Source organism: Shewanella corallii, from assembly GCF_023349125.1.
GTDB classification, from domain to species: domain Bacteria; phylum Pseudomonadota; class Gammaproteobacteria; order Enterobacterales; family Shewanellaceae; genus Shewanella; species Shewanella corallii.
This window is the reverse complement of the sequence record NZ_JAKIKT010000010.1, coordinates 64,868-89,279: the sequence shown is the minus strand read 5'-3', so window position 1 is coordinate 89,279 and position 24,412 is coordinate 64,868. Positions and strand designations below refer to the sequence as shown.

Annotated in this window: 19 protein-coding genes; 10 read left to right on the top strand and 9 right to left on the bottom strand. The window is 48.6% G+C overall.

What is annotated here, in order from left to right; translation table 11 throughout:
• Positions 1-33: 33 nt before the first annotated feature.
• Together L2725_RS20220 and L2725_RS20215 are read right to left on the bottom strand one after the other, a co-directional pair.
• Positions 34-576 carry a GNAT family N-acetyltransferase gene (locus L2725_RS20220; RefSeq protein ID WP_249250632.1) on the bottom strand — a complete coding sequence of 181 codons (543 nt, stop codon included), beginning with the start codon at positions 574-576 and terminating at the stop codon, positions 34-36.
• Between the two features lie 297 nt (positions 577-873).
• Positions 874-2,142, bottom strand: a complete 1,269-nt coding sequence (locus L2725_RS20215; protein ID WP_249250631.1) for a cation:proton antiporter — start codon at positions 2,140-2,142, stop codon at positions 874-876.
• 312 nt (positions 2,143-2,454) lie between these two features.
• On the opposite strand from L2725_RS20215, the gene L2725_RS20210 reads away from it, so the two are divergent.
• Positions 2,455-2,925, top strand: a complete 471-nt coding sequence (locus L2725_RS20210) for a hypothetical protein (RefSeq protein WP_249250630.1) — start codon at positions 2,455-2,457, stop codon at positions 2,923-2,925.
• 78 nt (positions 2,926-3,003) lie between these two features.
• Here the strand turns inward: L2725_RS20210 and L2725_RS20205 are convergent, their stop codons facing one another.
• The 4 genes from L2725_RS20205 to L2725_RS20190 all read right to left on the bottom strand — a co-directional run bounded on the left by L2725_RS20205 (position 3,004) and on the right by L2725_RS20190 (position 7,934).
• Positions 3,004-5,076 carry a tetratricopeptide repeat protein gene (locus L2725_RS20205; RefSeq protein ID WP_249250628.1) on the bottom strand — a complete coding sequence of 691 codons (2,073 nt, stop codon included), beginning with the start codon at positions 5,074-5,076 and terminating at the stop codon, positions 3,004-3,006.
• A gap of 116 nt (positions 5,077-5,192) precedes the next feature.
• Positions 5,193-5,726, bottom strand: coding sequence for a hypothetical protein (locus L2725_RS20200; RefSeq protein WP_249250627.1), 534 nt, complete (start codon positions 5,724-5,726; stop codon positions 5,193-5,195).
• 112 nt (positions 5,727-5,838) lie between these two features.
• On the bottom strand, positions 5,839-6,885 hold the full coding sequence (locus tag L2725_RS20195) for an ecdysteroid 22-kinase family protein (protein ID WP_249250626.1): 1,047 nt from the start codon (positions 6,883-6,885) through the stop codon (positions 5,839-5,841).
• A 2-nt stretch (positions 6,886-6,887) separates the two neighbouring features.
• On the bottom strand, positions 6,888-7,934 hold the full coding sequence (locus L2725_RS20190; RefSeq protein WP_428985307.1) for a tyrosine-type recombinase/integrase: 1,047 nt from the start codon (positions 7,932-7,934) through the stop codon (positions 6,888-6,890).
• Positions 7,935-8,668: 734 nt separating this feature from the next.
• Here L2725_RS20190 and L2725_RS20185 point away from each other — a divergent pair.
• The 3 genes from L2725_RS20185 to L2725_RS20175 all read left to right on the top strand — a co-directional run bounded on the left by L2725_RS20185 (position 8,669) and on the right by L2725_RS20175 (position 12,447).
• Positions 8,669-9,100, top strand: a complete 432-nt coding sequence (locus L2725_RS20185) for a hypothetical protein (RefSeq protein ID WP_249250625.1) — start codon at positions 8,669-8,671, stop codon at positions 9,098-9,100.
• 434 nt (positions 9,101-9,534) lie between these two features.
• A complete protein-coding gene (locus tag L2725_RS20180) occupies positions 9,535-10,242 on the top strand; it encodes an SDR family oxidoreductase (RefSeq protein WP_249250624.1) in 708 nt (235 codons plus the stop codon).
• A gap of 324 nt (positions 10,243-10,566) precedes the next feature.
• Positions 10,567-12,447, top strand: coding sequence for a S8 family peptidase (locus L2725_RS20175; protein WP_249250623.1), 1,881 nt, complete (start codon positions 10,567-10,569; stop codon positions 12,445-12,447).
• A 56-nt stretch (positions 12,448-12,503) separates the two neighbouring features.
• Here L2725_RS20175 and L2725_RS20170 read toward each other — a convergent pair whose 3' ends face one another.
• Complete coding sequence (locus L2725_RS20170; protein ID WP_249250622.1) at positions 12,504-13,520, bottom strand: DUF3080 family protein; 1,017 nt, start codon at positions 13,518-13,520, stop codon at positions 12,504-12,506.
• Positions 13,521-13,634: 114 nt separating this feature from the next.
• Between L2725_RS20170 and L2725_RS20165 the strand changes: the two genes are divergently transcribed.
• A complete protein-coding gene (locus L2725_RS20165) occupies positions 13,635-13,910 on the top strand; it encodes a hypothetical protein (RefSeq protein WP_115136790.1) in 276 nt (91 codons plus the stop codon).
• Between the two features lie 49 nt (positions 13,911-13,959).
• Here L2725_RS20165 and L2725_RS20160 read toward each other — a convergent pair whose 3' ends face one another.
• Positions 13,960-14,637, bottom strand: coding sequence for a tRNA/rRNA methyltransferase (locus L2725_RS20160; protein ID WP_249250621.1), 678 nt, complete (start codon positions 14,635-14,637; stop codon positions 13,960-13,962).
• A gap of 236 nt (positions 14,638-14,873) precedes the next feature.
• Here L2725_RS20160 and L2725_RS20155 point away from each other — a divergent pair, with 236 nt between their 5' ends.
• Positions 14,874-16,499: a phosphoethanolamine transferase gene (locus L2725_RS20155; RefSeq protein ID WP_249250620.1), complete on the top strand. Its 1,626-nt coding sequence runs from the start codon at positions 14,874-14,876 to the stop codon at positions 16,497-16,499.
• 78 nt (positions 16,500-16,577) lie between these two features.
• Here L2725_RS20155 and L2725_RS20150 read toward each other — a convergent pair whose 3' ends face one another.
• The gene (locus L2725_RS20150; protein ID WP_249250619.1) at positions 16,578-18,140 is read right to left on the bottom strand and encodes a response regulator; all 1,563 of its coding nucleotides are present in this window, start codon (positions 18,138-18,140) and stop codon (positions 16,578-16,580) included.
• 193 nt (positions 18,141-18,333) lie between these two features.
• Between L2725_RS20150 and L2725_RS20145 the strand changes: the two genes are divergently transcribed.
• The 4 genes from L2725_RS20145 (at position 18,334) to L2725_RS20130 (ending at position 24,308) form a co-directional block, all read left to right on the top strand.
• Positions 18,334-19,623 (top strand): tyrosine-type recombinase/integrase, encoded by a 1,290-nt coding sequence (locus L2725_RS20145; protein ID WP_249250618.1) that lies wholly within the window; start codon positions 18,334-18,336, stop codon positions 19,621-19,623.
• A gap of 17 nt (positions 19,624-19,640) precedes the next feature.
• A complete protein-coding gene (locus tag L2725_RS20140; protein WP_249250617.1) occupies positions 19,641-20,108 on the top strand; it encodes a DM13 domain-containing protein in 468 nt (155 codons plus the stop codon).
• A gap of 289 nt (positions 20,109-20,397) precedes the next feature.
• Entirely contained in the window at positions 20,398-22,611 is a 2,214-nt protein-coding gene (locus tag L2725_RS20135) for a S8 family serine peptidase (RefSeq protein ID WP_249250616.1), read from the top strand.
• A 437-nt stretch (positions 22,612-23,048) separates the two neighbouring features.
• Complete coding sequence (locus L2725_RS20130) at positions 23,049-24,308, top strand: DUF5691 domain-containing protein (RefSeq protein ID WP_249250615.1); 1,260 nt, start codon at positions 23,049-23,051, stop codon at positions 24,306-24,308.
• Positions 24,309-24,412: the final 104 nt, after the last annotated feature.

Below are 24,412 nucleotides of genomic sequence, written 5' to 3'. Positions count from 1 at the left end.
GGCGGGCTTTTTATTGTTTATCGCTTTATCTCTTTACCAGGGAGTCGTGAGCTGGCCCTTCCAGCCCATTAATACCAAAGGCTTTTGGCTTGAGTATTTAAGATAGAGCTGACCGATATCATTGGGCACTGTGTCGATCGCCTGCAGCTGAAACCCTGCACGGGAGTAATAGTTTTCAAGGTGAGGCAGGGCATACAGAAAGCTTTTCCCTGAGGTGAGTTCAGGTGAAATGAACTCAAGCAGATCATTGCCAATACCCTGTCCCCGATACTCAGGATGTACCAGCATACCTGTTACCAACTCAAACTCACCGATTGGACGAATGCGAACCACGGCAATTATCCTTTTGTCATCGCTATCTGCCTGGTCCGTATCCTCGTTGTCCAGATCATTAATGGCGACGATAGCTAGCTTTTCTCTGCCTTTTGGTTTAGCCCAGGGCATATAGGCCTGATACAGCTTTTTGACCTCTCTGGACTGCTGTTTTTGCTGGTTCTCATTTTGCTGGGGCTCATTTTGTATAGGCGAGCTATGGTCGTCAGGAGTAATCCAGCAGAAGTTACAGGGGATGTTCATACAATAATTTTTTAAAGCTGGGTGCAAAGTCTAAAAGGGTTAATGGACAGCGTTCATCATAGAGGTGAGCTCGGCAACGCTACCGGCTGACATTTTGCTCATCACCTTTTGCCTGTGCAACTCAATTGTGCGCGGATCAGGCACAGTACAACAGCTTTGACGACACCATAGTGTCTCTGGGTGTACGCTTCGACTTCTAAGCGACAGCACAATTTGAAATGCTCAGGATGAGCGTTTGATTCAGGAACAAAGCAAAAGGCGACCATCGGGTCGCCTTTTTATCTTCCGCCGGGCTGACTATTCGAGCCGCTTGGCTTTTTCAATCATGGGAGTAATGGTTGAGCCCTGAACCAGAATCGAGAACAGCACGACTGCATAGGTCATCACCAGCAGTATTTCCCGCACATCAATCTGCTTGTCGGGGATCACCATAACCCCCGCAGGAACGGACATTGCCATCGCCAGAGCCAGTCCACCACGCAGACCTCCCCAGGTCAGAATTTTCACAGACATAGGGTTATAGATCCTGAATCGCTCCAGCCCCAGATAACAGAATTTGATACTAATATAGCGGCAGGCCAACACCAGAGGGATTGCGATAGCCATCATGATCCAATCCTGCCAGTGGAACACAAAGGTCAACATGGCCAAACCTATCATCAGGAACAGAATACCGTTGAGGAACTCATCTACCAGTTCCCAGAAATGGTTTAAGTTAACCTTGGACGCATCTGTTAACCCCTGTTCCCGGGTGATATTGCCAATCAAAATACCCGCCATCACCATAGCCAGCGGGCCTGACACACCAATGACCTCGGCAAAGGCATAGCCAGCCGATGGCACCAGTAAAGTCAGCAGCAGTTCCATATAAGGATCGTCAGTGCCTTTGATTAGCCAGTGGAACAGGGCGCCAAGCAAAATGCCGTAGAAAATACCGCCAATCGCCTCAACCAAAAACAATTCAGTAACCCCACCAATGGTCGGCGTTTCGGTGCCGAAGGCGATGGTAAAAATAGTCACGAAAATCACCAGACCAAAGCCATCATTGAACAAAGACTCTCCCTCAATCTGAGTCGAAATCCGCTGGGGAGCATGAAGCTTTTTAACAATGGCAAGTACGGCAATAGGATCTGTGGGGGAGATCAGTGCTCCAAACAGAAGGCAATACACCAGATCCAGCGGAACGCCGATCAGATTGCAAATCCCGTACAGGGCAAATCCCACCAGAAAGGTGGAGGTTAGGGTTGCGACCAGAGCAAGCACCGCAATTTCCCACTTCTGGTCCTTCATGTTATTCAGTTTGATCCCCAAAGCTCCGGCGAACAGCAAAAAGCCCAGAATCCCGCTGAGTAAGAATTCACTGAAGTCAAAGTCACTGTGAAGCACGCCTGCCATCATCTTAAGTTGGGCGGGTTCAAACTGACCAACCAAAGCTACAGCGAGTGAAATCATTAAAGCGGCTGCAGTAATGGCAATGGTGTTTTGTACTTTGCTGAATTTCTGATTGAAATAGGCGATAAAAATGCTGACCGCGGCCAACAGACAGAGCAGATGGTATGTGGACACAATTCCTCCCTGAAGTGGGAATTAGGATGAAACAATTAATGCTAGTGCAACAAACCATGGGATTGCACGTTAAGATAAGTTAAATTTTTCCTGATCCAAATTCTTAAGCAACTGTTGTGATTGAAGTAATTGGAAGTGAGTTCTGAATTTGCTTTCATCATCCTGAATCATAAGTTGACGTCATTCACCTATTTCTAATTAAAAACAAATGGATAGCTCAACTTTTCCCTGTTTTTACCCGCAAAAATGATACTAATGTGCAGCAATACTCTCTAGGGTCAGACTTGGTCTTGAAATTAAGGGAGTAACCTTATGCGCAATGCATGGATGTTCGCAGCGGGTCTTGTGGGGGTCATCGGCCTCGCTCAGGCACATGAAGAACCAATTGATACTGAATGGTGTGAAGGTGGCAGAGTTGTTCTGCTGGGAAAATTTACCCTGCACGGCAATCAGCTCCAGCGGTACGCCAACTATGTAGAAGAGAATGGCGTATGCCCTGGCGGTGATGACGGTGTCAGCACCAAAACCTGTGGTCAGTTTGATGACGAATATGGCGTTGGTCGCAGTGCATCCTCCAACCTTTGCAGCCAATTTGCTTACAGGGTAGGCAGAGGCGATGACGGTACGGTTAAACCTATCTTTTATGAGCCAGCGAGCTTCAGAGATGGCGACCCAAATCATCACGAGTTGTACAGCGTGAAGCAGGGGGTGGTATTTGCCTGCGGCTTGTGTGAAATGCCCGTTGAACGCCGTGAAACCAAGCAACTGGAGCGGAAGAAGTAAGTTTAATCAACGATAGTCTTTTGCAGCTCCGTTAACGCCCACCGCCACAGCGGGTTCGGAGCTGCCTTTTATCATCTCCTATAGCAGTGCCCTGGCGTGGAGATGTTGATTTACTCTTTCCAGCTTGGCGTCTAACTCTTCTCTTCTTTCTTTTGTCAGTTCACACTCAGCCAGCACATAGTGGCCGGTTCTAAGAACCTCACGCCATCTGGGTTTTTTCGGCAGGCTTCGAATCGACAGGTACCTGTCCAGAGAGCGGGTTCTGAGTCTGCCTTCATCGATAGAAACACGCCAAATACCACTTTGTTCCGCCAATTCTATACGGCTTTGTTGGGTCGATTGCTCCCATGACTCCACGGTATAGACCATAAGGTCGACCAACAGCTGATGAAACTCTGTTTCGCTGAGCAGGGCGGTGGCATGGGGCAGTGAATCATCATTGGCCTGCATAAAGCGGATCACTGTGACCGAGCCTGTACCATCAACATGGGAAACCTCGAGCTGGCACAGCTTTTCGCCCACAGGTGTGTTGAGCCTAATGTCATGAAACCTGAGTTCGTCCAATTCAGAATCCGATGACAGACTAAGCCAGAAGCTTTCATTTTCCGTGGTAATTAAGTTGTTCAGCTCAAGGCTATCCAGTTGCTCAGAGGACATCTCCAACATGGCGCAGCATGATTGATTGGCAAAAATCACTCTGTCGTGATTGTCGGCAACTAACATCGCCTGATGCAGTGTACTCATGGCTGTTTGCAGCGAATCGAGCGACACACCCAGAGCGTTGACCTGACTTCGGTGCAGCTCGACCTGCGAGTTAAGTTCTTGTTTTTCAGTGCGACGCTTAAGTTGCTGGTAACGAATCATCAGCATCAATAAGATCAGCGCCAGAGACGAAAATGCGGTGAGCCAGATCAGTTGATGCTTTCGGTCGTTGGCTTCCAGCGCTTTAATCTGGTGCTTTTGTGCGAGGATCTCGTACGCCTGTTGCTGCTGCTCATACTCAAACTCAGTTCTGACTCTGGCCAGGGCTTCATCATAGGTTTGTTGAAATTGGCTGGATGCAAACTGAGCCTTGCTTTTCAGGTACCCGGCACTGGTTTGCCAGCGATGATACACCTCTGCATTGGCTATCAGCGCATCATAAAATTCATTAACGGTTTCAGGAGCACTTGCGGTTTTGGCCGCGGCCAGCCCGGCATTCAGCAGCGCATCAGCTTGCTGAAACTCGCCTTGCTTACTGAGGAACTTACCCATAACCAACTTGAGCAGGATACTCTGGGCATTCTGTCCAAGCTCGGTATCTATTACCGATGCCAGCTTCAAATGCCCCTCGGCAGATTCAGGATCACCCAGCGCCAAATAGATTTCCGATAAGTGGATAAGCACTCGCAACATGGCAGTCCTGTCCTGTGACTCTCTGTGGTAACTGAGACTGTCTTCAAGGACATCGATCGCTTGCAGATATTTACTCTGATTAAATAGCGCTTTAGCAACATTTTCGTTGGTATGGGAAAGTCGGCTGCTGGCATCGTTATCACGATAAATATCCGCTGCTTTTTTGAAGTACAACTCAGCCTCGGACCACTCAGACATCTTCAGATAAACAGTGCCAATATTGTTAAATGTGACGGCGGTACTGATGGGGTTGTTCAGGGACTGTTTAATCTTCAGGCTGGATTGAAAGGCTGACAGGGCATCGGAAAATTGCCCCATGGCCATATTAACGGTTCCCAGATCATTAAATACCCGGGCCTGTTGTGGCTCACCTTCAGCGATCCGTTCTGCAGCTTGAAACCGACCGAGTGACTGCGCGTATTCACCCTGACGATAGGCCAGAATCCCGCTGCGCCTGAGGTAATTGAATGCCTGCTCAGGAGTCAGCAGCTCTTTATCCAACTGATTATTCAGACGGGCATCCATCTGATTAGCAAGCTCAAAATCACCATTACGGGTATACAGGGCAATCAGATTAATGCTGGCATTAACCTCTGTGTCCAAAGGCAAATTTTTATCGGCCAATACCCGGCGACAAGTCTCAATGGATTTTGTTACTGACCTGTGGTCATTAACGCATACCTCATCAGTGTCCGCTTCTGTTGCTGTTGAGATATTCGCCAATAGAGTTAAGCCAATTACCAGGTAACGACGCATAAAAAAGGTGTCTCCGGGAGCATTCAGTGGTCATTACTGTAGCACCCGCAGACACCTTGATTAAGTGTTATCGGCTAAAAATACCTTCTATTGCAGCAATATATATTTACAGATTGCTACCTCTGTTCACGCTCGCGGGTTTCGCGCCAGTAGCGCGGCATCTCTTCCAGCCCCTCCAAAGGAGTCACTTTAATGTCGCCACCATCAGGATCCTCTGGCAGGGCAACTTCCAGTTCATGGTGAGCCGTCATAGGTGGGATGGTATAACACTTGTCCAGCTTAAACTTGATACCCTGACTGGTGTAGTAATAACCAGGGCCCACCATGTTGGTAAAGGTGTAAGGAGCGTAATGTCTTACCCGAACCTGGCCTGAGCCCGGAACACTATATCCACCGAAACCTCCACCGCCGCCGGCAAATGTCTGGGCATAGTTAAAGGTGGCCGTCGCCGCTGTGTAATATTCCGGGTCGGCAACACCACCGGGAATAGGACCTGAAAAGTTGGCCATAATCTGGGATTGAGTCCAGGAAACATCAGCGATTTGAACTATGGTACCGCCATGGCACCAGGGAACAGCTTGAGCCAATGGCGCCATCGACGTCGCTAACAGCAGTGAGCTGATTTTGAGTAGGTTGGATTTATTAATCATTGTACTTTCTCCATGAAACGATAATGTGCTTAACAACTGCAAGCTCAATATGGAATGTCATGGAGTAAAGTTCGATCTATTCAGCGGGCAAAAAGGGCAATTTACCCCGAATTTACCCTTTGATTTCGTACACTATTTTAAGTGCTTTATCACACTGGGCAGCAGAAAAGGCGTTCAACTTTGGATGCTCTGCAGCCCAGCCTGCGAGGAATCTGTCGAAATCTGCCCATGCTACAGGGAAGAGTTGACGGTATTCCTGATTAAGGTCGCGAATCTCAGCTGCTGAAAATTTGTTCTGCAAGGAAGCCGATAACCGGGATAGATAATAATCCAGCAACTCAGGAGCTGACTGAAACAACTGCTCTGAATCCATTACGCTCCCAAGAAAGTAAGCCAAATCCTGAACCCCTATGCCTACGCCAGTATATTGAAAATCAACTGCAGCAACCCGTGACTCCTGAGTCTTGTGATAGCAAAAATTAGCCAGCTTGGCATCCCCGTGAACCAGGGTTTGAAAACGGGCAGAGCTTAAACTCATGTCTATATCAGCTGCGGCCTGTTTCAATTCAGAATCCGGCATGGAGGCGAATTCATCAGGGCGGGTACTGAGGTGCCAATAGGTACCGCGCCGCCATAAACCTTCAGGCCAGAGTTGATTGGATGCTGGCGCCAACAATAGCTGGTTTTTATCTGGTACGGGGGAGACCTGGGTGTCGACCATAAAAGCTGCATGAAATATGGCTAACCATTCTATCGTACTTTCAATCTTGCCCCTGTCATTGGTCTCAGAAGTCGGGGAATATCCCAGATTTTCAAGGTCATCCATGATGATAAAACGACCGGAATCGAAATCAATCAGTGCCACACAGGATGGGATAGGTGGAAGTGACAACTGAGTATTTGCCAGGAAAGCATACCAATTGGTTTCAACCTGATAGGAGAGTAATTTTCGCTGATGCCCTATATCCGTATCCCAACCCCTGGGATGAACAGCTTTATCAGTCAGTTGGATGTACTTTACACAAAACCTTTGGTCTTTGACCCGTACTCTGAACAGTTCGCCATAGCCACTCCATAAAGATTGGATGGTTTCGATATATTCTGGCTTCGCATCAGGCCAATATTGGCTAAGGAGTTCTGTATAAGTATGTCCGGGCATAATTATTTCGGTTTAAGGTAATGTCTTAATGACCTGGGATCGGTATGACCTGTGCGGCCCATAATATAAAGTGTGTCTTTATCGTTCTCATGCAACTGAGTGACGCAGCCGCTTCTCAAACTATGTGCGCCAAACCAGGATTCGCCTAAGCCAGCAATTTTACAATATTTTTTTACAGTACGATAAACGTCATCACCATTTAAAAAGCCTGAGTTTCGACCGCTGCTACCTGGCATTTTGCGCTCATAGGGGCGGGTAAATTTACCGCATCGGCTGATGGACCTGAACAGGTGGCCGGAACTGAGTTGGCTGATCTCCAACCAGCGACGAACATAGTCTGCCGCTGCGAACTGCTCAGAGTAGGGCAGGTCTTTCCATTCCTTGCCCCCCTGTTGGTTACTTTTTGAAAAGGCGAGCCGAACTCTCAACTTGTCGTGAAGAAAGGTAAGATGTTGGGTTTGTAATGAAGCTAATTCAGAGCGTCGAAATCCACCCTGAAAACCTAAAGTAATTAGAGCCTTATCTCGCACTTTCAACAGTCCACTTTGCTGCGAATCTACGGCAGCCAGTAATCGGGCCAACTCTGTATACATTATAGGCTGCTGATCATAATGAGCTTGCTGTCGATACTGGTTACGACTGATGCCGCGCATAATTCGAAGCAGCATAGGATGATCCGTTGGCGTACGAAACCCTGCCTGTAAATGGTAAAAGCGGATGGCTGCGAGCCGGGTGATCAGTGTCGCCTTTGATAATTGAACACCGGACTCCAGGTAAAGATCTTTCTGATGACCAATAAAGGAGATCACTGCTCTCGGGTCTGCCGGCAACGCACTCATACCATGGTGTTGGCAATAATCCTGGAAAATCGAAAAGCTGGTCGCGTAGTTTCGCCGGGTATTTGCGGAGACTTCAAACTCTGTTTCAGCGGCAGCATTATGGAAGTCATCCAAAATACTGCTGGGCAGGTTGGACTCCTGATGATATTGCTCAGGAACCTGACTGTTGATCAGAGCTCGACCGGGTGAGCCAGAATAAGGATAAGACACTAAGTACCTCTGGTATCTCCTTTATAGTGGCGCAAATTGTACTTAAATCAGACAATTACTACCAGTGATAATCGTCATTATCACTGGTAGCGGCGTCAATTGACTACTCCTTGAACTGTGCGTCTCAAGGAAGGGGGTTATCGCTTTAAAGTGGTATATTTACTGAGCGACTCAGGTTTAAATCAGTAGGGCAGTTGACTTGCTCACCATAATGGATAAATGGATGGTGAACCATTTATTCTGTATAAAAGGCGCGCTTACATACTGACAATAAATGGATACCGGACTGTTCCTGACCAATCCAGAACGTTAAACAGAAAAATCACGGAGGGCGAAATTGGATCCTTTCTCTGCCTTAAGCTGTAATTCAATTAGGATTGACTGAATCTGTTTATGCTGAAGCCTCAACTTCATCCGGCGAGGTCATTGAAAAATACTGATACTCTATATTGCCTGTCTAATAGTAATAAACGCTGGTTGGCCATTTTATTTGTATAGATAATCCTCACTGACTTTAGGTGTGATAACACACCCCAGATATAATGGTGTAACCACTAAATACCTTGATGCTGTGAGTAACTGACTGTTGTAAACGATATTTCCTGGCCCTATAATTTCTGAAATATAAATGGTGTAACCATTTTATCAGGAGAAAAAAAGTGGAGTGGAGATATCACGGCGATGCGCCCCGGGCCGGTCGCAAACTGTTACTGATCCAGGCTGATGAAATCAGTTTGACCGTACCTATGATTTATCGGTTTTTAACCAGCGAAAATATCCAACGGAAACCGGATTGGTATCTTGTCTCAGTTGCCTCGGCAAACCGACTAACAGAGCATCCAATTTACAATGAGTTGATTGATAGCCTAAGAGCTTTGGTTAATAGCCACAGGCAAAAATCAGAATCGGTTGCTCAGCAATTGAAAGCGACCAATATATTGCTGAATCAGTTTTTCAGCGATCTTGGCTGGCGCGAAGCCCGTAAAGAAATATCACAAATTAAAAAGCGCCAAAAGAAAGCGCATATCGAAGTCAGTAAAGACATTATTAATAGATTGAAACTCTACATGGAGCAGCAAAGCTTCGATAGTTTTGATCAAGCTCTGGATAATCTCTTATCCGAGCATGCCGCAGCGCAATTGCTGGATTCTGTCGAAGAGGAGTAAAGGAATCAGCGAAGCCAAATATTCGGCCATATACTTAGGGAAGAGGGAAAGGGCAGTTGCCCATATTTGCCGCTTCCCTTCATTCTCATTCTTACCCAGGTAATTCACATGTCCCGGAAAGTTACGATTGATGTGTTGTATAGATTGGAGCCAGGTTGTCTTGGCCCAACAGGTACTGAACATGTCGAACCATTTTGTGCACTGGCCAATAAAGCTATCTCTCATTTTATGACTGATATGGTTACTTGCCGAATGGAACCCAGGTACGACAAATCGCTACCTGAAATCAGTTACAGCATGGGAAACAAAAAATTATCCCATGATCAGGCCGCAAACTGTTTACAGGTTTTTGACCTTCAGCTCGACGATTTTGAAGATCAACTCCATGACAAAGTGTCACATCTTACCGTTCAATATTTGGCGAGGTTGTAGCTATGGTGAGTAAAACTCAGAAGCATGTTTTGATAACCGGCACCAACAGAGGTATTGGCTTAGGTCTGGTTAAAGCCTACTTAAATGATGGCTGGCGGGTATCCGCCTGTTGCCGCAGTCCGGAAGATGCTATCGAATTGACTTCACTGATGGAGTTGGATGATGACTTGGTAGTCTACGGATTGGACGTTACAAATTATGATGAAATTCAAAGCCTTGCTTCTGCCTTAAAAGGTGTTCCTCTGGATCTGCTGATCAATAATGCTGGCTATTATGGGCCGAAAGGCGTCTCATTTGGTAACACGAATGTCAGTGAATGGGAGAAGGTTTTCACAGTCAATACTATTGCGCCACAGAAGATGGCAGAAGCATTTCATCCCAACCTTTGTTTGGCAGATACAGCCTGTATCGCCAATATGAGCTCCAAGGTCGGCAGCATGGAAGATAATCATTCAGGCGGTGGTTACCTGTATAGGTCATCAAAAGCCGCATTAAATTCAGTGACTAAAAGTCAGTCTTTGGATCTGGCGGAGGATGACATTACCGTCGTTGCCTTGCACCCCGGGTGGGTACTTACCGATATGGGCGGTCCAAATGCGCTTATCGATATCGAGGCTTCGGTCATCGGATTGAAACGAATATTGGATACTATCTCGCCACTTAACACCGGGGAATTCATGGATTTTTCCGGTCAGGAAATCCCTTGGTAATCTTTTATTGTGCTTATAAAGCAGAATCATTCAAACGACTGATTAACTAACCCTTGAGGTATAGTTGTCAGTCTAATTTGAGTTGCGCCCAAATCGTTACAAACTGTTACATTTAGAGGCTCGGGGACTGTTTTCATACTTTCCTACGGTAGTAATAGTAACGGCTTAGTACAAAATTTATCTTTGAAATTATACCTATTTCTGTCAACTATACTTTCCAAACCACGTGTTTAATCCAGACTGGATCCGTCGGTTAATGCAGACAAATGTCACAATCCACGTACTTTAGATATCGCCGATTTTGGCAAGTATTTGGAGATAGACATGTACAACAAGAAGATAATAGCGGCCTCTGTGGCCACTCTGTTTCTGCCTTGTGTTCAGGCGGCCCAGGTGTCAATTGAACAGGAAGTACAGGCCAAACTTATCCCGGACAACTACATTGTTGTCTTTAAGACCCCAACTGTCCTAAGCCTTAACACCCCAATGGCAGTGCAGGATTTTGCTGTCCAGCAGGGTGCAATGCTTGAAAATCAGTACTCAGTTCAGGTGAAGAGACACTTCGGTGATGTGCTGAATGGTGTGCTGGTAAAGGCCAACAAAGCTCAGCTCAAGGCATTGAAAAAGAACCCAAATGTAAAATATGTCGAGCAAGACCAAATGGTCACAATTGCCCCTCTGGCCGCCGGTGATCAAAGCGGTGCGACCTGGGGACTGGACAGGGTAGATCAACGAGATCTGCCGCTGGATAATAACTATCACTATGATTATGACGGTACTGGCGTCACAGCTTATGTAGTCGATACCGGTGTAAGAAACAGCCACGCCGATTTCGGCGGCCGCGCGACCAGTGGTTATGATTTTGTCGACAATGACAGTGATGCATCTGACTGTAATGGTCACGGTACACACGTTGCCGGCACCATAGGTGGCAGCACATGGGGTGTAGCTAAAAACGTCGATATCGTTGGCGTGAGAGTATTGGACTGTCAGGGTTCCGGCTCTTATTCAGGCGTCATTGACGGTATTAACTGGGTGAAAAACAATGCATCCGGCCCTTCTGTTGCCAACATGAGCCTTGGTGGTGGTGCTTCTCAGGCCGTGGACGACGCTGTTAACGCAGCTGTAGCGGCAGGTGTAACCTTTGTTGTTGCTGCCGGTAATGACAATTCCAACGCCTGTAACTATTCGCCAGCTCGTGCCGCCGACGCCATTACTGTTGGTTCAACCGCCAACAATGACGCCCGTTCAAGCTTCTCCAACTACGGCTCATGTCTGGATATTTATGCGCCGGGTTCCAGCATTACCTCGACCTGGCACACTTCCAACTCCGCAACCAACACCATCAGTGGTACTTCTATGGCAGCACCTCATGTGGCGGGTGCTGCAGCATTGTTGCTGGATCAAACTCCTGGTTTGACCCCGGCACAGGTTGTGTCGACTCTGGCATCGCGTGCGTCTGACGGTAAAGTCAGTGATGCCAAAACAGGTTCACCAAACAAACTGCTTTACACCCTGGATGGCGACGGTGGCGGCTGTACCACAGATTGTCCTCCGGGTAATGGCAATGAGCTGACCAATGGTCAGGGCGTCGGCGTGTCAGGTGGCTCTGGCTCTGAAACCGGCTACTTTATCAGTGTTCCTGCTGATGCAACCAATCTGTCGGTCACTCTGGCAGGTGGCAGTGGCGACGGTGATCTGTATGTAAGATATGGCGCCGAACCAACCACTTCTACATGGGATTGCCGTCCTTACAGAAGCGGCAATAACGAAACCTGTGACTTCAGCAACCCAGCTGCGGGCGACTGGTACGTGATGGTTCGAGGCTACAGCAGTTACAGTGGCGCAACGCTGACCGGTACTTATACAGTTGGTGGAGGCGGCGGTGGCTGTACTTCTGATAACTGCCTGGAAAATGGTGTTCCTGAAACCAACATCAGTGGTTCAAGAAGGTCAGAAACCTTCTACACCATTGACGTTCCAGCGGGAATGGCTCTGACCGTGCAAAGCAGCGGCGGTAGCGGTGACGCAGATCTGTATGTTAAAGCAGGCGGCGCACCAACCACCAGTGACTGGGATTGTCGTCCATACCGCTATGGTAATAACGAGACCTGCAACCTGACCAATGGCTCGGCCACCACGTACCACATCATGTTGCGTGGCTACAGCTCATACTCAGGTTTGACCCTTGAAGCCAGCTACTAATAGTCATTAGTTTTTGAAAGGGAAAAGACCCGCTTCGGCGGGTCTTTTATTGCAGGTCAGAATAGATTTCCACAGGAATCCTGAAGCCGCTGCCACCAGGCAACATGTTGTTTGATTTGAGTTTCCATCCGCCCATGCAGGGTATTTCCGTCGCCCTCCGCGAAGTAAAAATTCACGCCTTCGGCCATAGCGGTTCCCTTGAATAGAGCAATCAAGTCAGGTCCTAACCTCAGTTGGATTTGTCTTAACCTGGACAAGTAGGCCTGAGCGCCGGGCAGGTAATACTTGCGAAACACTGTAGCCAGGATCTCCCGGGAACGGTTATTACCGCGCTTAGCACACTCTCTGAAGTCTGGATTGGCCGCCAACAGGAGGTTGACCTGCTCCAGCGCTTCCAGGCTATCCCGGCTTCCTGCCATATAACGTTGCAGCAAACTGTGTCGATAAAACTGCTCAAGGTTGGACTCTACAAGCTCGGTATCAACCCGGTCAAATTCCCCATCATCCAATGCCTGTTTCATTTGCAGAAGGCTCTTTACGGCCATTTCCAATTCAGTAATCCCGGCCAGGGCATTGTCCAGCTGCATACTGGTTGAGCCTGCAAACAGGCTTTGCCTCAGGCTGGCGTCATTAACAAGCATGCGGTCAAAGGCGCTGACAGCAGTTTGCTGCTTGTCCACCAATGCCAGATTGAGAGACTTGGTCAGTTCAGGAGATTCGTCCGACAGGATAGAAAGGCATTCCGGGGTCAGCTGAATAAAGCGAACGTGGTAGATAAATTGCTGACTGGCAGTGGAGACTTTGCCAAGGGTACTGTTTCGCTCGCTGACCAGAGTGCCCAAACGGCATTTGTCCAGCTTAAACAGGTCCAGGACCCCCACGCTGACAGAGCTATCTGTCTCAGGAAGCATGGGTGGTTGAAACAGGGGGACGGCATAATTCGGGGCAGGGGCACTGTCGTCCATTACCGTCTCAAGCCGACTCATATAATTGTCCCACACCCCTTTCGCATCCTGCGCAGGTGTGCAGGCTGTCACTAGCCCCAAAGCGATGATAATAAGTGCTGGTTTCATCAACTCCTCCTTCTGAATTAGTTTATACGGATTACTGACGACAGAGGGACACTGTTGGCGAGAAATTGTGCGCTAAATAGGTTATACTGACTGGCCAACTAAAGGATGGAAAGTATGAAAACAGATATTGAAAAACTACAGGAAAAACATCCCGGGCTGGTTCACAGTGTCGATCGTACTGTGGAATCTCATACACAAAGAGAGCAGGGTGAGCGCTTTATCAATACCCTGATGATCAAGGGTTATGACGTACCGTTCAAGTACCATAGAACCAAAAAGTACAAATCCCTTGAAGGCCAGGTAGTTAACCTGACCTACTATCCAGCCTCAGAAACCGTTGCCGGTTTCGACATGGAAATAATGAAAGTCGTCAGATTAAGACGCAGCTGACAAAAAAGGACGCCAATGCAGCGTCCTTTTTTGATGGTAAATTCTCTTTTCAATCAATGTGCTTCAACAAATCACTGGCTAATTGATGAGCCATCTTGCAGTCTCTGGATTGTAGTTGAGCCACCCCATCCAACAGCCATGCCCGCAATTTGTCGTCCTGTGTCACTGCCAACTTTTCCAATAATACTTCAGCTTTGGCTTTCAACGCCTGTACCTGAGCATCAGGTGCCTGGGTTTGTTGAATGCCGATACGGGCATCAAGGTTACTCAATGCATAACAGTAAACCATGACCGCCTGTGCAAGATTCATCGAGGGGTATTCATTCTTAAGTGGCACATAAGTGTAAAGGTCACAGGTGTTAAGTTCTTCGTTGCTCAAACCACTGGCCTCGCGGCCAAACACCAGCCCCACTTTCCCACCTTCATGCTGCTGTAGTCTGCCATTAAGCTCATCCGGGGTCAGAAATACCTTGGCACTGCCGCGCTCTCTGGCGGTGGACCCGATTAACAGGTCAAACTCTTCGCGAAGTGATGCAAGCGAGGGAACCACGCGAATGTTATCCAGAATGTCAGCTGCGCCATGGGCAACCCACCTGGCTTCATCTTCCTGATGCGCGCTTGAGTTAACCAGGATCAACTCATTGAACCCCATGGTTTTCAACGCTCTGGCTGCGGCACCTACGTTGGCTGCCCGGGCGGGTTCAACCAGGATAAAAGACAAAGACATGCTGGACTTCCATTCAGGATAAAAGGCGCATTATAGCCTGCTAATTTGTACCGGGTCAGCGCCCCCTGGCGTGATTGTTTCCCTATTGGCTTTGACAGGATAAATAGTGACCAAAAACTGCTAGATTTACCCAGGGTTAATCTTTGTCAATAAAGGGCTATCTTACTGAGCGAGTACGAATAATAAGGTTACAATTGTTGCTCTTTCACGCTCTTTTTATCTCACCGGGGTTTATTTTGAGATTCAGCATTTGGCCGACGAGTATCAATCGATTCACTTTCTTGCTGGCACTGTTTTACGTCTGTATTTTTAACATTCCGTTCTTTTCTGTAGTCGAAAGAGGCCTGGCGGCACAGTCAGCAGTCAACTGGTGGTTTGTCGGCTCCATTCCTCTGTTCTTGCTTTGCGCACTGTCGATTCTGTTTTCTCTGTTCAGCGTCAGGTACCTGGTTAAACCTTTCTTTATCCTGCTGACATTGGTCAGTTCTCTGGTGTTCTTCGGTCAATGGCAGTACGGCATTATCTTTGATGCCGGTATGATGCAGAACATTTTTCAAACCAATCCCGCCGAAGCGCAGACCTATCTGAACATCAGTTCAGTGCTAAGTTTCCTGCTGACCGGTGTGTTGCCATCCATCTGGATTTATAAAGCGCCGCTGCAATACCCAAAAGCCTCAACAATGCTCAAGCAAAAGGGGCTGTTTATTCTGGTCAATGCCATGATTATCGGGCTGATTGCCGCGTTGTTCCTGCAAAACTATGTGACTTTTGGTCGCAATAACGACAACTTCAAGCGCTCCATAGTACCCACCTATTTTGTCGGCTCGCTGGTCAAGTACATCAATATCACTTACCTTCAAAAACCATTGCCTTACCATGAGCTTGGGTTGGACGCCCACGAAACGGTAAAGCACCACAAGCCAAAGCTGCTGGTACTGGTTGTGGGAGAAACCGCCCGAGCCAAAAACTTCCAGAACTATGGATACGACAGGCCCACGAACCAATACACAGCCAAAGATAATTTGCTGGTATTTAATGATGTCAGTTCATGCGGTACAGCCACGGCGGTATCTTTACCCTGTATGTTCTCCCGCATGAATCGTAAAGATTACGACGCGAGGCATGCCCACGCCGAAGATACCTTGATGGATGTGCTTCACCATGCTGATATCAAGCTCAGTTGGATTGATAACGACAGCGGCTGTAAAGGTGTTTGCGACCGGATCCCCCATGAGTTGATTGCGCTGGATGCAGACCCTGAATTTTGTAATGGCGAATCCTGCCAGGATCAGGTGCTGGTTGACCGGCTCAAGAAGACGCTGGCGAAGATGGACGCACACCCGGAGGACACCCTGATTGTACTGCATATGATGGGCAGCCACGGACCCACTTATTACCAACGTTACCCTAAAGACAAAGCGCTGTTTATGCCTGATTGCAAGCGCGGAGACATACAAAACTGCTCCCATCAGGAGCTGGTCAACAGTTACGACAATACCCTGGTATACACAGACTATATTTTGAGTGAGGTGATAGGGGTGTTGAAGCAGGAAAGCAATCGGTATGAGACAGGTATGCTGTACCTTTCCGACCATGGTGAGTCATTGGGTGAAGATGGCATGTATCTTCATGGAGCACCTTATGCCATAGCGCCGGATGAACAAACCCATATCCCTATGTTTGCCTGGTTCTCCAACAGCTTTCTTAACGACAGCAAATTGTCACGCACCTGTATTGCGGTTAAAGCCAAAGCTGGCGGGTTCTCCCACGATAACCTGTTTGATACTGTGCTTGGTTTGATGGATGTAGACACCCAAATCTACCGCAAGAGCCAGGACATTATGGCCAGTTGCAAAGAATAGAAAGACTCTCAAACCAAAAGCCTCCCGCGTTATCAGCAAAGGAGGCTTTTTTATATTGGGTGGCATTTGGGGAGGATGTCAGATATCCCGCCACTGATCTTTGATGGCGACAAAGGTATTGATGTTTTCCATAAACAGCGCCAGCAGGAAGGGGTCAAAGTGGGTTCCTGCGCCTTTCTTCATCTCATCGATAACTTCGTTCAATGGCCACGCCTCCTTGTAACATCTGGCATGGGTGAGGGCATCGAACACATCAGCAATGGCAACAATACGTGCGTACAGGCTGATATCATCACCTTTCAGATTGTTGGGGTAGCCGCTGCCGTCGTACTTTTCGTGGTGCTCCAGCGAAATTTGAGCAGCAACTTTTAAAATAGGACGCTCAGAGTCACCCAGGATCTGATGACCAATCTCCGGATGCTGCTTCATAATCTCCCACTCTTCGTCATCCAGTTTGCCCTGTTTCAGCAATATGTCATCGGGAATCGCTATCTTACCGATATCGTGCATCGGCGCGGCGCGTCTCAGAAACTGAGCTTCAGCTTCCGTCATTCCTGCGAGCATCCCAAGCTCAAAGCAGTATTCGGACATACGCTTAACATGATTGGCCGCTTCTTTACTACGGCTTTCCACCACATCACCCAGGCGCATGATCAGTTCTGATTGGGTGTTTTCCACCTCTTTGTTGAGCATCAGGTTTTCAAATGCGATCCCGACATTGACCGCGAGGATATCAATCAACTTGCGATTAAATTCACTGATATTGCCAACACCATCCAGATATAGCAGATTCACCCAGCCCCTTTGGGTCGGGAAGTACCCCAGCATACAGTCATCTCGGTAGATACATTTTTCAGCGGCGATAGCCTCTTTCATCATTTCATTGATGTCATCGGGAATAACATCACTGTTGACGCCCGAGTACCTGCCGGTGCCGGCCAGCACATCGAAGGAGATCTCATTGGGTGCCAGCACCACAGCGTCGAACGAGCTGCAACGTAAAAACAGGGTTTGGGTATCGATATTGAGCAGGCTGGCCACCTGGCTGAGCAGCCCTTCGGCAAACTTATGCAGAGTTCGGAACTCAAACAGGCCGGATGATGCTGACAGTACCCGCTCCAACCCCTCTCTGTGTTGCATTTGTGCCTTGCGGGCCTTCTCTATTTCAATAATATCCCGGTAGGCGCGAACAGAGGTGTAAACACAGGTGAGTAAGCGGCGGGCATCGAGCTCAGACTTGGCTTTATAGTCGTTAATGTCGTAATTGACGATCACATCCTCTTCTGGTGCCTGACCGGGCTGACCGGTTCTTAGTACCAGGCGGATCGCCTGATTCTGCAAATCTTCCCGGATCCAACGAACCAGCTCCAGACCGGCGTGATCTGTCTCCATCACCACATCAACAAAGGCCATGGCGATATCATCATTTTCCAGCAGCAGGGTTTTCGCCTGTTCGGCGCTGTAGGCATTGATAAACTCCAGGCCGTGACCGTCGAGCTTAAAGCGGGACAACGCGAGCTTGGTGACTGTGTGGACATCCCGCTCATCATCAATAATCAGAATCTTCCATGGTGGTAACGAATTGGCTTCCGCGGGCTTTGCTTTCCCCGTAAATAAAGAGCCTTTTCTGTTGCTTCCCATATTCAACATTACCCGTGACCTCGTATCTAAAGCCTATTGATTCAGTGTAGTAGAGCAATGGCCAACCGCTAGTTATCGGCGGATGTGATTTAACGGCTGCCAGGCTCCACGCAGCACGGTACTAAACGTCTTAGCTGTTCGTGCCTGGGTAAGGTAATATTATGTTTCTGTTTATTATGGAATTAACACCTAAATGCCCAGCGTTATCCCCCTGTTTGATGGCCCTCAGTATCTGGAACAGGGCAATGCCGAAGTCAATCAATACATCACAGGGATCAGTATCGATAAGGTCAGTGATGCCGGTTTGGTGTATGAACACGCCTGTGACTGGTTGATGGAGCAGCGTCATCACGAGAACAACTACAAGGCTTATCGCAGTGAGCTGACCACCTTTTTCCACTGGTGTTTCGATGTAGCAGCCATGTCGCCGGCGCAGCTTACCCGTAAAGATATTTCCCGGTACGTGGGCTACTGTCAGCAACCTCCAGCAGAGTTGATTGGCTACTTTAATGTGGCCCAGTTCAAAGCCGATAAAAGTAGTGGTGAGCGAAGTCCCAATCCGGCATGGAAACCTTTTACCGGCAAGAAGACGCTGGGACAGGAAGCCCCGTATCAACTCTCTGAGAATGCGCTCAAAACCAAAATCGCCATCCTCTCATCTTTTTACGCTTATCTGGTCGGTGAAGAGTATTGCGAGCGAAACCCTCCACAGATCTGGATGAACCACAGCCGTTATAACCGTGACCGTAAGTTCGCCCTGCAGCAGGATGACGAACTGCCCGCATTCACTGAGTTGCAGTGGTCATATGTGATGGCCTGTGCCGAAAAGCTGGCCCGGGAACAACCCAGGTCAGGTGAGCGCAGTCTGTTTCTGATAAGCCTGCTGTACGCCTGTTACCTGCGTATTTCCGAAGTCGGCGCCAGAGCGGGCTTTTCTCCGGTAATGGGTCAGTTCAAGCGCCATCCTCAAACCGGCGTTTGGAGTTTTCAAGTACCTCAGTCCAAAGGCGGTAAACGTCGCAGCGTAGCGGTATCCAAAGCCCTGTTGAAAGCATTGACCCGGTATCGCCGGTCTCTTGGATTGACAGACTTGCCATCTGCCGGTGACACCACACCTCTGTTTGTTCGCCATAGAGCCGCGGGCCGGGGCCGGGAAACCGGTGTGCTCAACGCCAACCTGGGGATCCGCCAACTCAGAGAGGAAGTTCAGCAGGTACTGGAAATGGCCGCACTAGAGGCCCGGGAGGATGGTCTGGATGAAGATGCTAATGCCATGGCAGGCATGAGCGCACACAATATCCGACATACAGGTATTACCCATGACATCAATATCAATCGCAGGCCGCTGTCCCATGTGCAGGCTGATGCAGGCCACGACAGCATTGATACCACCTCAAAATACCTGCATACCAGTCAGATAGAGCGTCATGAATCTGCTTATGCTAAGGTCATGGATAACCTCGCAGGAATCGATGGAAACTGACCAAAAGGAAAAGTGAAATGAAATGGTTAGCCAGATTAATTACCCACGGTGCCGCACTGTTATTAGGCATTGCACTGGGCATATTTTTGTTGCCCATCCTGATCCAGGAACAGCCGCCTTCTGCCTCTGAGCTCAGCGGTGTTCAAACCAACGCAAGTTATGTTGCCGAGTTTGACCGTAACCGCAGTGGCAGCGATCTTCTGCATTGGGGTGAGGGCATGTTGTACTTTGCACCCGATACCGTGGCATTTGCAGGAGATCTGGCTCCGGGCCCTGATTACCGCCTGTATCTGTCGCCTGTCTATGTGGAAAATGAAGAGCAGTTTCTGGCCAACAAAGACAAGATGGTTGAAATAGGCAATATCAATTCATTTAAAGGCTTTATGCTGCCACTGCCGGAACATCTGGATATCAGCCGCTACACCACAGCTATCGTCTGGTGTGAGTCCTTCAACCAGTTCATCTCATCCGGTCGTTATCAGTAACCCCAGTTTCAATTAAAGGCTCCGTATTTCGGGGCCTTTTTTATGCTCATTTGGCATCTAATCGCAATGTCAGAAACCGGTTTTGACATGTCATTACCACAGGTTCCAAAGTGTGTATAATTCGGAACCTGAACAAAAACAACACTATATAAGTTGGCATGGAACTTTCTATCTCTATCGCAGCATGGACTCGCCGGGGGCAACCCAGGTATTTGCACCGGCGAACCCCATGAGCACAACAGGCTGGAGCAGCCTGTGACTGAATCTAGATGAGAATGGAGTATTCAACATGATGGTGATCAGTAAAGTTTCCGTGGCCGTTGGCCTGGTATTGTCTTTGGGTATGGACGCCCACCCGGTATTTGCAGAAACCTCAAACTTCAAACAGCGTGGACCTGAGGTATTGGAAGGGCAGAAGGCGTTGCCTGTAGAGGCTCCCCAGCCTGTATACAAAATCGACCCCGCGGTGAAAGCCTTCGCCGCTGATAATCCAACTCTGCCATTAATCGTCGAGCTTAACTCCCCCGAATATCGTGCCATCCTTAAGCAGGCCAGGGAGCAGGAAGCCAAAGCGGTAGAGAAAGTGAGCCAGGAGATCCGCGCTCTGGTCAGGGAATATGAACCCAAAGGCAGTTTTGCCACCAAGGATGAAGAGCTGGATGCCTGGTCCGCAGCCAAAGGCAGTCAACCTAAGGCCATTACCGAACGCATGAAACAACTGAATATGGAGCGTGAAGAGGTCGCGCTGGATATTCGCAGCCAGTTTAAAGATAAAGCTGAGTCCATTCTGGCGCCATCCCAGAAAAAGTTTGCTGCCATGGTGGAGTCCCTCGGTGGCGAAGTAACCCAGTTTATCGATACCAACCATTCGGTAGCCATTACCATGCCAGCAGATGCCTTAAAGCGACTGGCTAAGAACCCTATGGTCATTGCGGTGAGCCTGGATAACCCTGGCGAACCTGAACTGAATAACCAGACTCAATCTTTGGGTGTAGGGTCATTCTGGAACGATGGTGAAGATGGCGGCATCTGGGATGTAGGTATTCTAGACAGCGGTGTGGAAGAGACTCACAGCGCCCTGAATAGCCACACCTTTATCGAAAACTATGCCGTTAATGGTACCCATGGCACAGGCGTGGCCTGTATGTATGCCAGTACCAACAACACCTACAAAGGTCTGGCTTACGGCCTGGATAAGATCCTGGTCGACAATGCAGGTTCAGCGTCAACCTCTATGGCCGGTGCCGACTGGATGGTACGCACCGCATCCGATGACCCTGAGGTGATCAACTACTCCTGGGGTAACGGCTCAGCCTCGACCACGACCTGGGGCAGCATGGCACGATTTGTTGATGGCATAGTCCACAGCAAGAACCTGATCTGGGCGAAATCTGCTGGTAACCAGGGATATGGTGCCGGCACGACCATGACCCAGCCAGGCGAGAACTATAACGGTATGACAGTGGCCAACATGGATGACAAGAACACTGTGACCCGTTCAGACGATGTGATCACCGGCAGCAGTAGCCGTGGTCCTGCCTATGATGGACGTAAAAAGCCGGATATCGCCGCGCCGGGTAATCAAACCTACACCTGTACTACAGGTAACAGCTACGCCAATCTGGGCGGTACCAGCTCAGCGGCACCAAAAGTAGGGGCTGTCTCTCTGCTGCTGAGAGACTCAGGCCATTACTATCCAATCTCAATGAAGGCGACCATGATCAACACCGCCGACTCCTGGGATGATGCCAACACCCAAACCACAGCAGACGACAGTCAGGTGACGGGTAAAGAGTGGAACCGTACCTATGGCTGGGGTTATCTGGATGCCCGCCATGCTGAATTCCACAAAGATGATTACTTCATCGATACCATTGCCAAAACCGGTAACTCAGGGGACTACAAACTGTATGTTGGCCAGAACTATGTGGGTGACAAGTCCACCATAGTGTGGGAGCGGGATGTTGACTACAACAATGCCAGTACCCCAACCAGCTATAAAAACCTCAGTGATATCAATATGCGCCTTTACGATGAAGATTCGGAAAGCCTCGAAGATACTGACTTCTCGTCCAAAGATAACGTGCATCAGGTTGCAGCAACCTCAAGTGGTCGCAAGGTGATTAAGGTTTACGCCTGGAACAGCTCTCAAAGTGAACGTGTAGCTCTGGCTACCGAGGAGAACTTTGAGCGCGCCGTGGCACCTTCATTCAACCTGGTTAAAAGCTATACCTATGCGGGTTTGCCTGGTTACTACACGGTGAGGGTTAATATCACCAATCTTGGCAGCATCAAAGCGCACGACATTACGGCGTCTATTTCGCTGCCTGCAGGCGTCAGCCTGATCTCCTCAAGCGCAAGCACCTCTGTGTCTGATCTTGATGCAGGAGCGGGTACCTCAGCGTCATGGCTGGTATTCAAAAGCCCTCTGGGCAACTTGAATAACATCAGCTACACGGCCACCAGCTACTCCTACGGAGAAGTTTTCGCAAGCACCAACTGATAGTCCCAACTATCAAGCTTAAGCTCTGTTCACAGGGACGTGACGGGCTACTTTCTACCCAAATTACAGTTATGCCGGTTTCTTTGGCATTGGTAAATACCGAGGTCAGACAGGGAAGTCAGAGCCATCGCCTATGCTCCAAAGGAACCGGCAACCAATCAATACAAGAACAAAAGTGTTCAGGCCATGGTCTATGCTTTAACAGTAACCCACCAAATTAAGCCCCGACCACAGGGAAGTGACGGGCTATCAATACCACCATCTGCTTTTACAGCCCCTGCCATGTTGAAATAGTGCTTTCTGGCAATTGGACGGAATCGCCTCACTGACATAATGTGTCATCAGAGGGAGTGGGCAAAATAATGGCCACAATATACTGGATCAGTTGGCATCCGGTTCGCCTGAGTCGTTAGGGCCTACGGCAAGTAATGGAGCTTATGGATAATCTTTTCGATACACAACTGCCCGTACTCACAGCAGAATCACGACCGGCATTTAAGAGGCTATTGAAGCAGTTAAAAAAGAACGAGTTTTTGCTAAATCGTTTTCTGGTTCTGATTGAGAGCAGGGGATGGACGCCGCATCCTGAGGACTGGTCTCCCAACGCACAGTTCACCCTGATACCAGACTCTCTTGTGTTTGAGCTGGTCGGGAACAATAACAATGTACAACTAACAGAACAAAATGGTTTGGAACATGACCAATGGCAGGCTCTCATGCCGTCAATCCGGCTCAGATTGCTGCAATACATCAGAAAGCGCAACCCGGCATATGCCAGAGCGCTCATTGAGCAGTTTGTGTTGGGGGAGAAGCCCGATAATCGTGCAGCCCTTTATAAAGTATTACATCAAGGTCTGAATCACGACGACTTGCCACTGCTTCATCACGCAATGAAGGACAAATCAGCTAAAGTGAGAGCAGTCATCGCGCTTATGCTGTTACGGCTTGGTGAGTATCCCGACGCTGACTATTCTCAAGATCTGATGGAAGTCAGTCAGTGGTTGGTCAAAAAACATAAAGGGCTGTTCAAAAGACGGCTGCAGATTTACGCGCCCATGCTCAATAGCGCACATATCCGGAATCTCTCCAATATCCTTGCAAGCGTGCCACTGTGCATGTTGGCCCAAAAGATGTCACTCTCGATGGAGCAATTTTTGGGAGCCTGGTCATTCATGGATAACCGTATACAGGGCACTTCAAATCCCAACCGTGTGTTAGTCAACAACGCTGTCACTGCGTTGAATAACAAGAATCTGGCGTTACTACTCGACAATCTGGTCACCAGTATGATTGAAGATAACCTTGATCTTCGAATTGAATTGGAAACACTGGCCACAAGACTCAGTCTTCAGCAGCAACAGGCATTGATCTCTCAACTGTTAAGATCTGCGCCGGCGGGATTGATGGTCGATCAGTTATGGAATGTCAGTCCTCTTCCCTGGGACTGGCTGTCAGCCACCGATCTTAAAGCGTCCCCAACCTACACTCGCTTTATCAGTCAAATGAGCGAAGTCCTTGGTGATAACAGAGAAAAAATCATCAACCAAATGCACCTTCCCAGGCTTGAGCTATTAGGACTTATCCTGAACCAGGAGTGTGCAAAATTGACGATGGATAACCTGATACAAGCTGGGCTATCGGAGACGGACACAGCGTTAGACACACTGAAGTTTAATATTGAGCTGGCTCACTCATAAACTAAACAACGCCAGATGACTGGGTAAAAATAGCGCCAGTGCTTTCAGAAAGACGTATGAATCTTCCCCGTTTATGCCCGGCTTAGCTCGGGCATTTTGCTTTT

Excerpts from the sequence above, each read along its gene's own strand:
- L2725_RS20220 (WP_249250632.1), bottom strand. The coding sequence starts at position 576 with ATGAACATCCCCTGTAACTTCTGCTGGATTACTCCTGACGACCATAGC.
- L2725_RS20210 (WP_249250630.1), top strand. The coding sequence starts at position 2,455 with ATGCGCAATGCATGGATGTTCGCAGCGGGTCTTGTGGGGGTCATCGGC.
- L2725_RS20205 (WP_249250628.1), bottom strand. The coding sequence starts at position 5,076 with ATGCGTCGTTACCTGGTAATTGGCTTAACTCTATTGGCGAATATCTCA.
- L2725_RS20200 (WP_249250627.1), bottom strand. The coding sequence starts at position 5,726 with ATGATTAATAAATCCAACCTACTCAAAATCAGCTCACTGCTGTTAGCG.
- L2725_RS20195 (WP_249250626.1), bottom strand. The coding sequence starts at position 6,885 with ATGCCCGGACATACTTATACAGAACTCCTTAGCCAATATTGGCCTGAT.
- L2725_RS20180 (WP_249250624.1), top strand. The coding sequence starts at position 9,535 with ATGGTGAGTAAAACTCAGAAGCATGTTTTGATAACCGGCACCAACAGA.
- L2725_RS20175 (WP_249250623.1), top strand. The coding sequence starts at position 10,567 with ATGTACAACAAGAAGATAATAGCGGCCTCTGTGGCCACTCTGTTTCTG.
- L2725_RS20170 (WP_249250622.1), bottom strand. The coding sequence starts at position 13,520 with ATGAAACCAGCACTTATTATCATCGCTTTGGGGCTAGTGACAGCCTGC.
- L2725_RS20165 (WP_115136790.1), top strand. The coding sequence starts at position 13,635 with ATGAAAACAGATATTGAAAAACTACAGGAAAAACATCCCGGGCTGGTT.
- L2725_RS20160 (WP_249250621.1), bottom strand. The coding sequence starts at position 14,637 with ATGTCTTTGTCTTTTATCCTGGTTGAACCCGCCCGGGCAGCCAACGTA.
- L2725_RS20150 (WP_249250619.1), bottom strand. The coding sequence starts at position 18,140 with ATGGGAAGCAACAGAAAAGGCTCTTTATTTACGGGGAAAGCAAAGCCC.
- L2725_RS20145 (WP_249250618.1), top strand. The coding sequence starts at position 18,334 with ATGCCCAGCGTTATCCCCCTGTTTGATGGCCCTCAGTATCTGGAACAG.
- L2725_RS20140 (WP_249250617.1), top strand. The coding sequence starts at position 19,641 with ATGAAATGGTTAGCCAGATTAATTACCCACGGTGCCGCACTGTTATTA.
- L2725_RS20135 (WP_249250616.1), top strand. The coding sequence starts at position 20,398 with ATGATGGTGATCAGTAAAGTTTCCGTGGCCGTTGGCCTGGTATTGTCT.
- L2725_RS20130 (WP_249250615.1), top strand. The coding sequence starts at position 23,049 with ATGGATAATCTTTTCGATACACAACTGCCCGTACTCACAGCAGAATCA.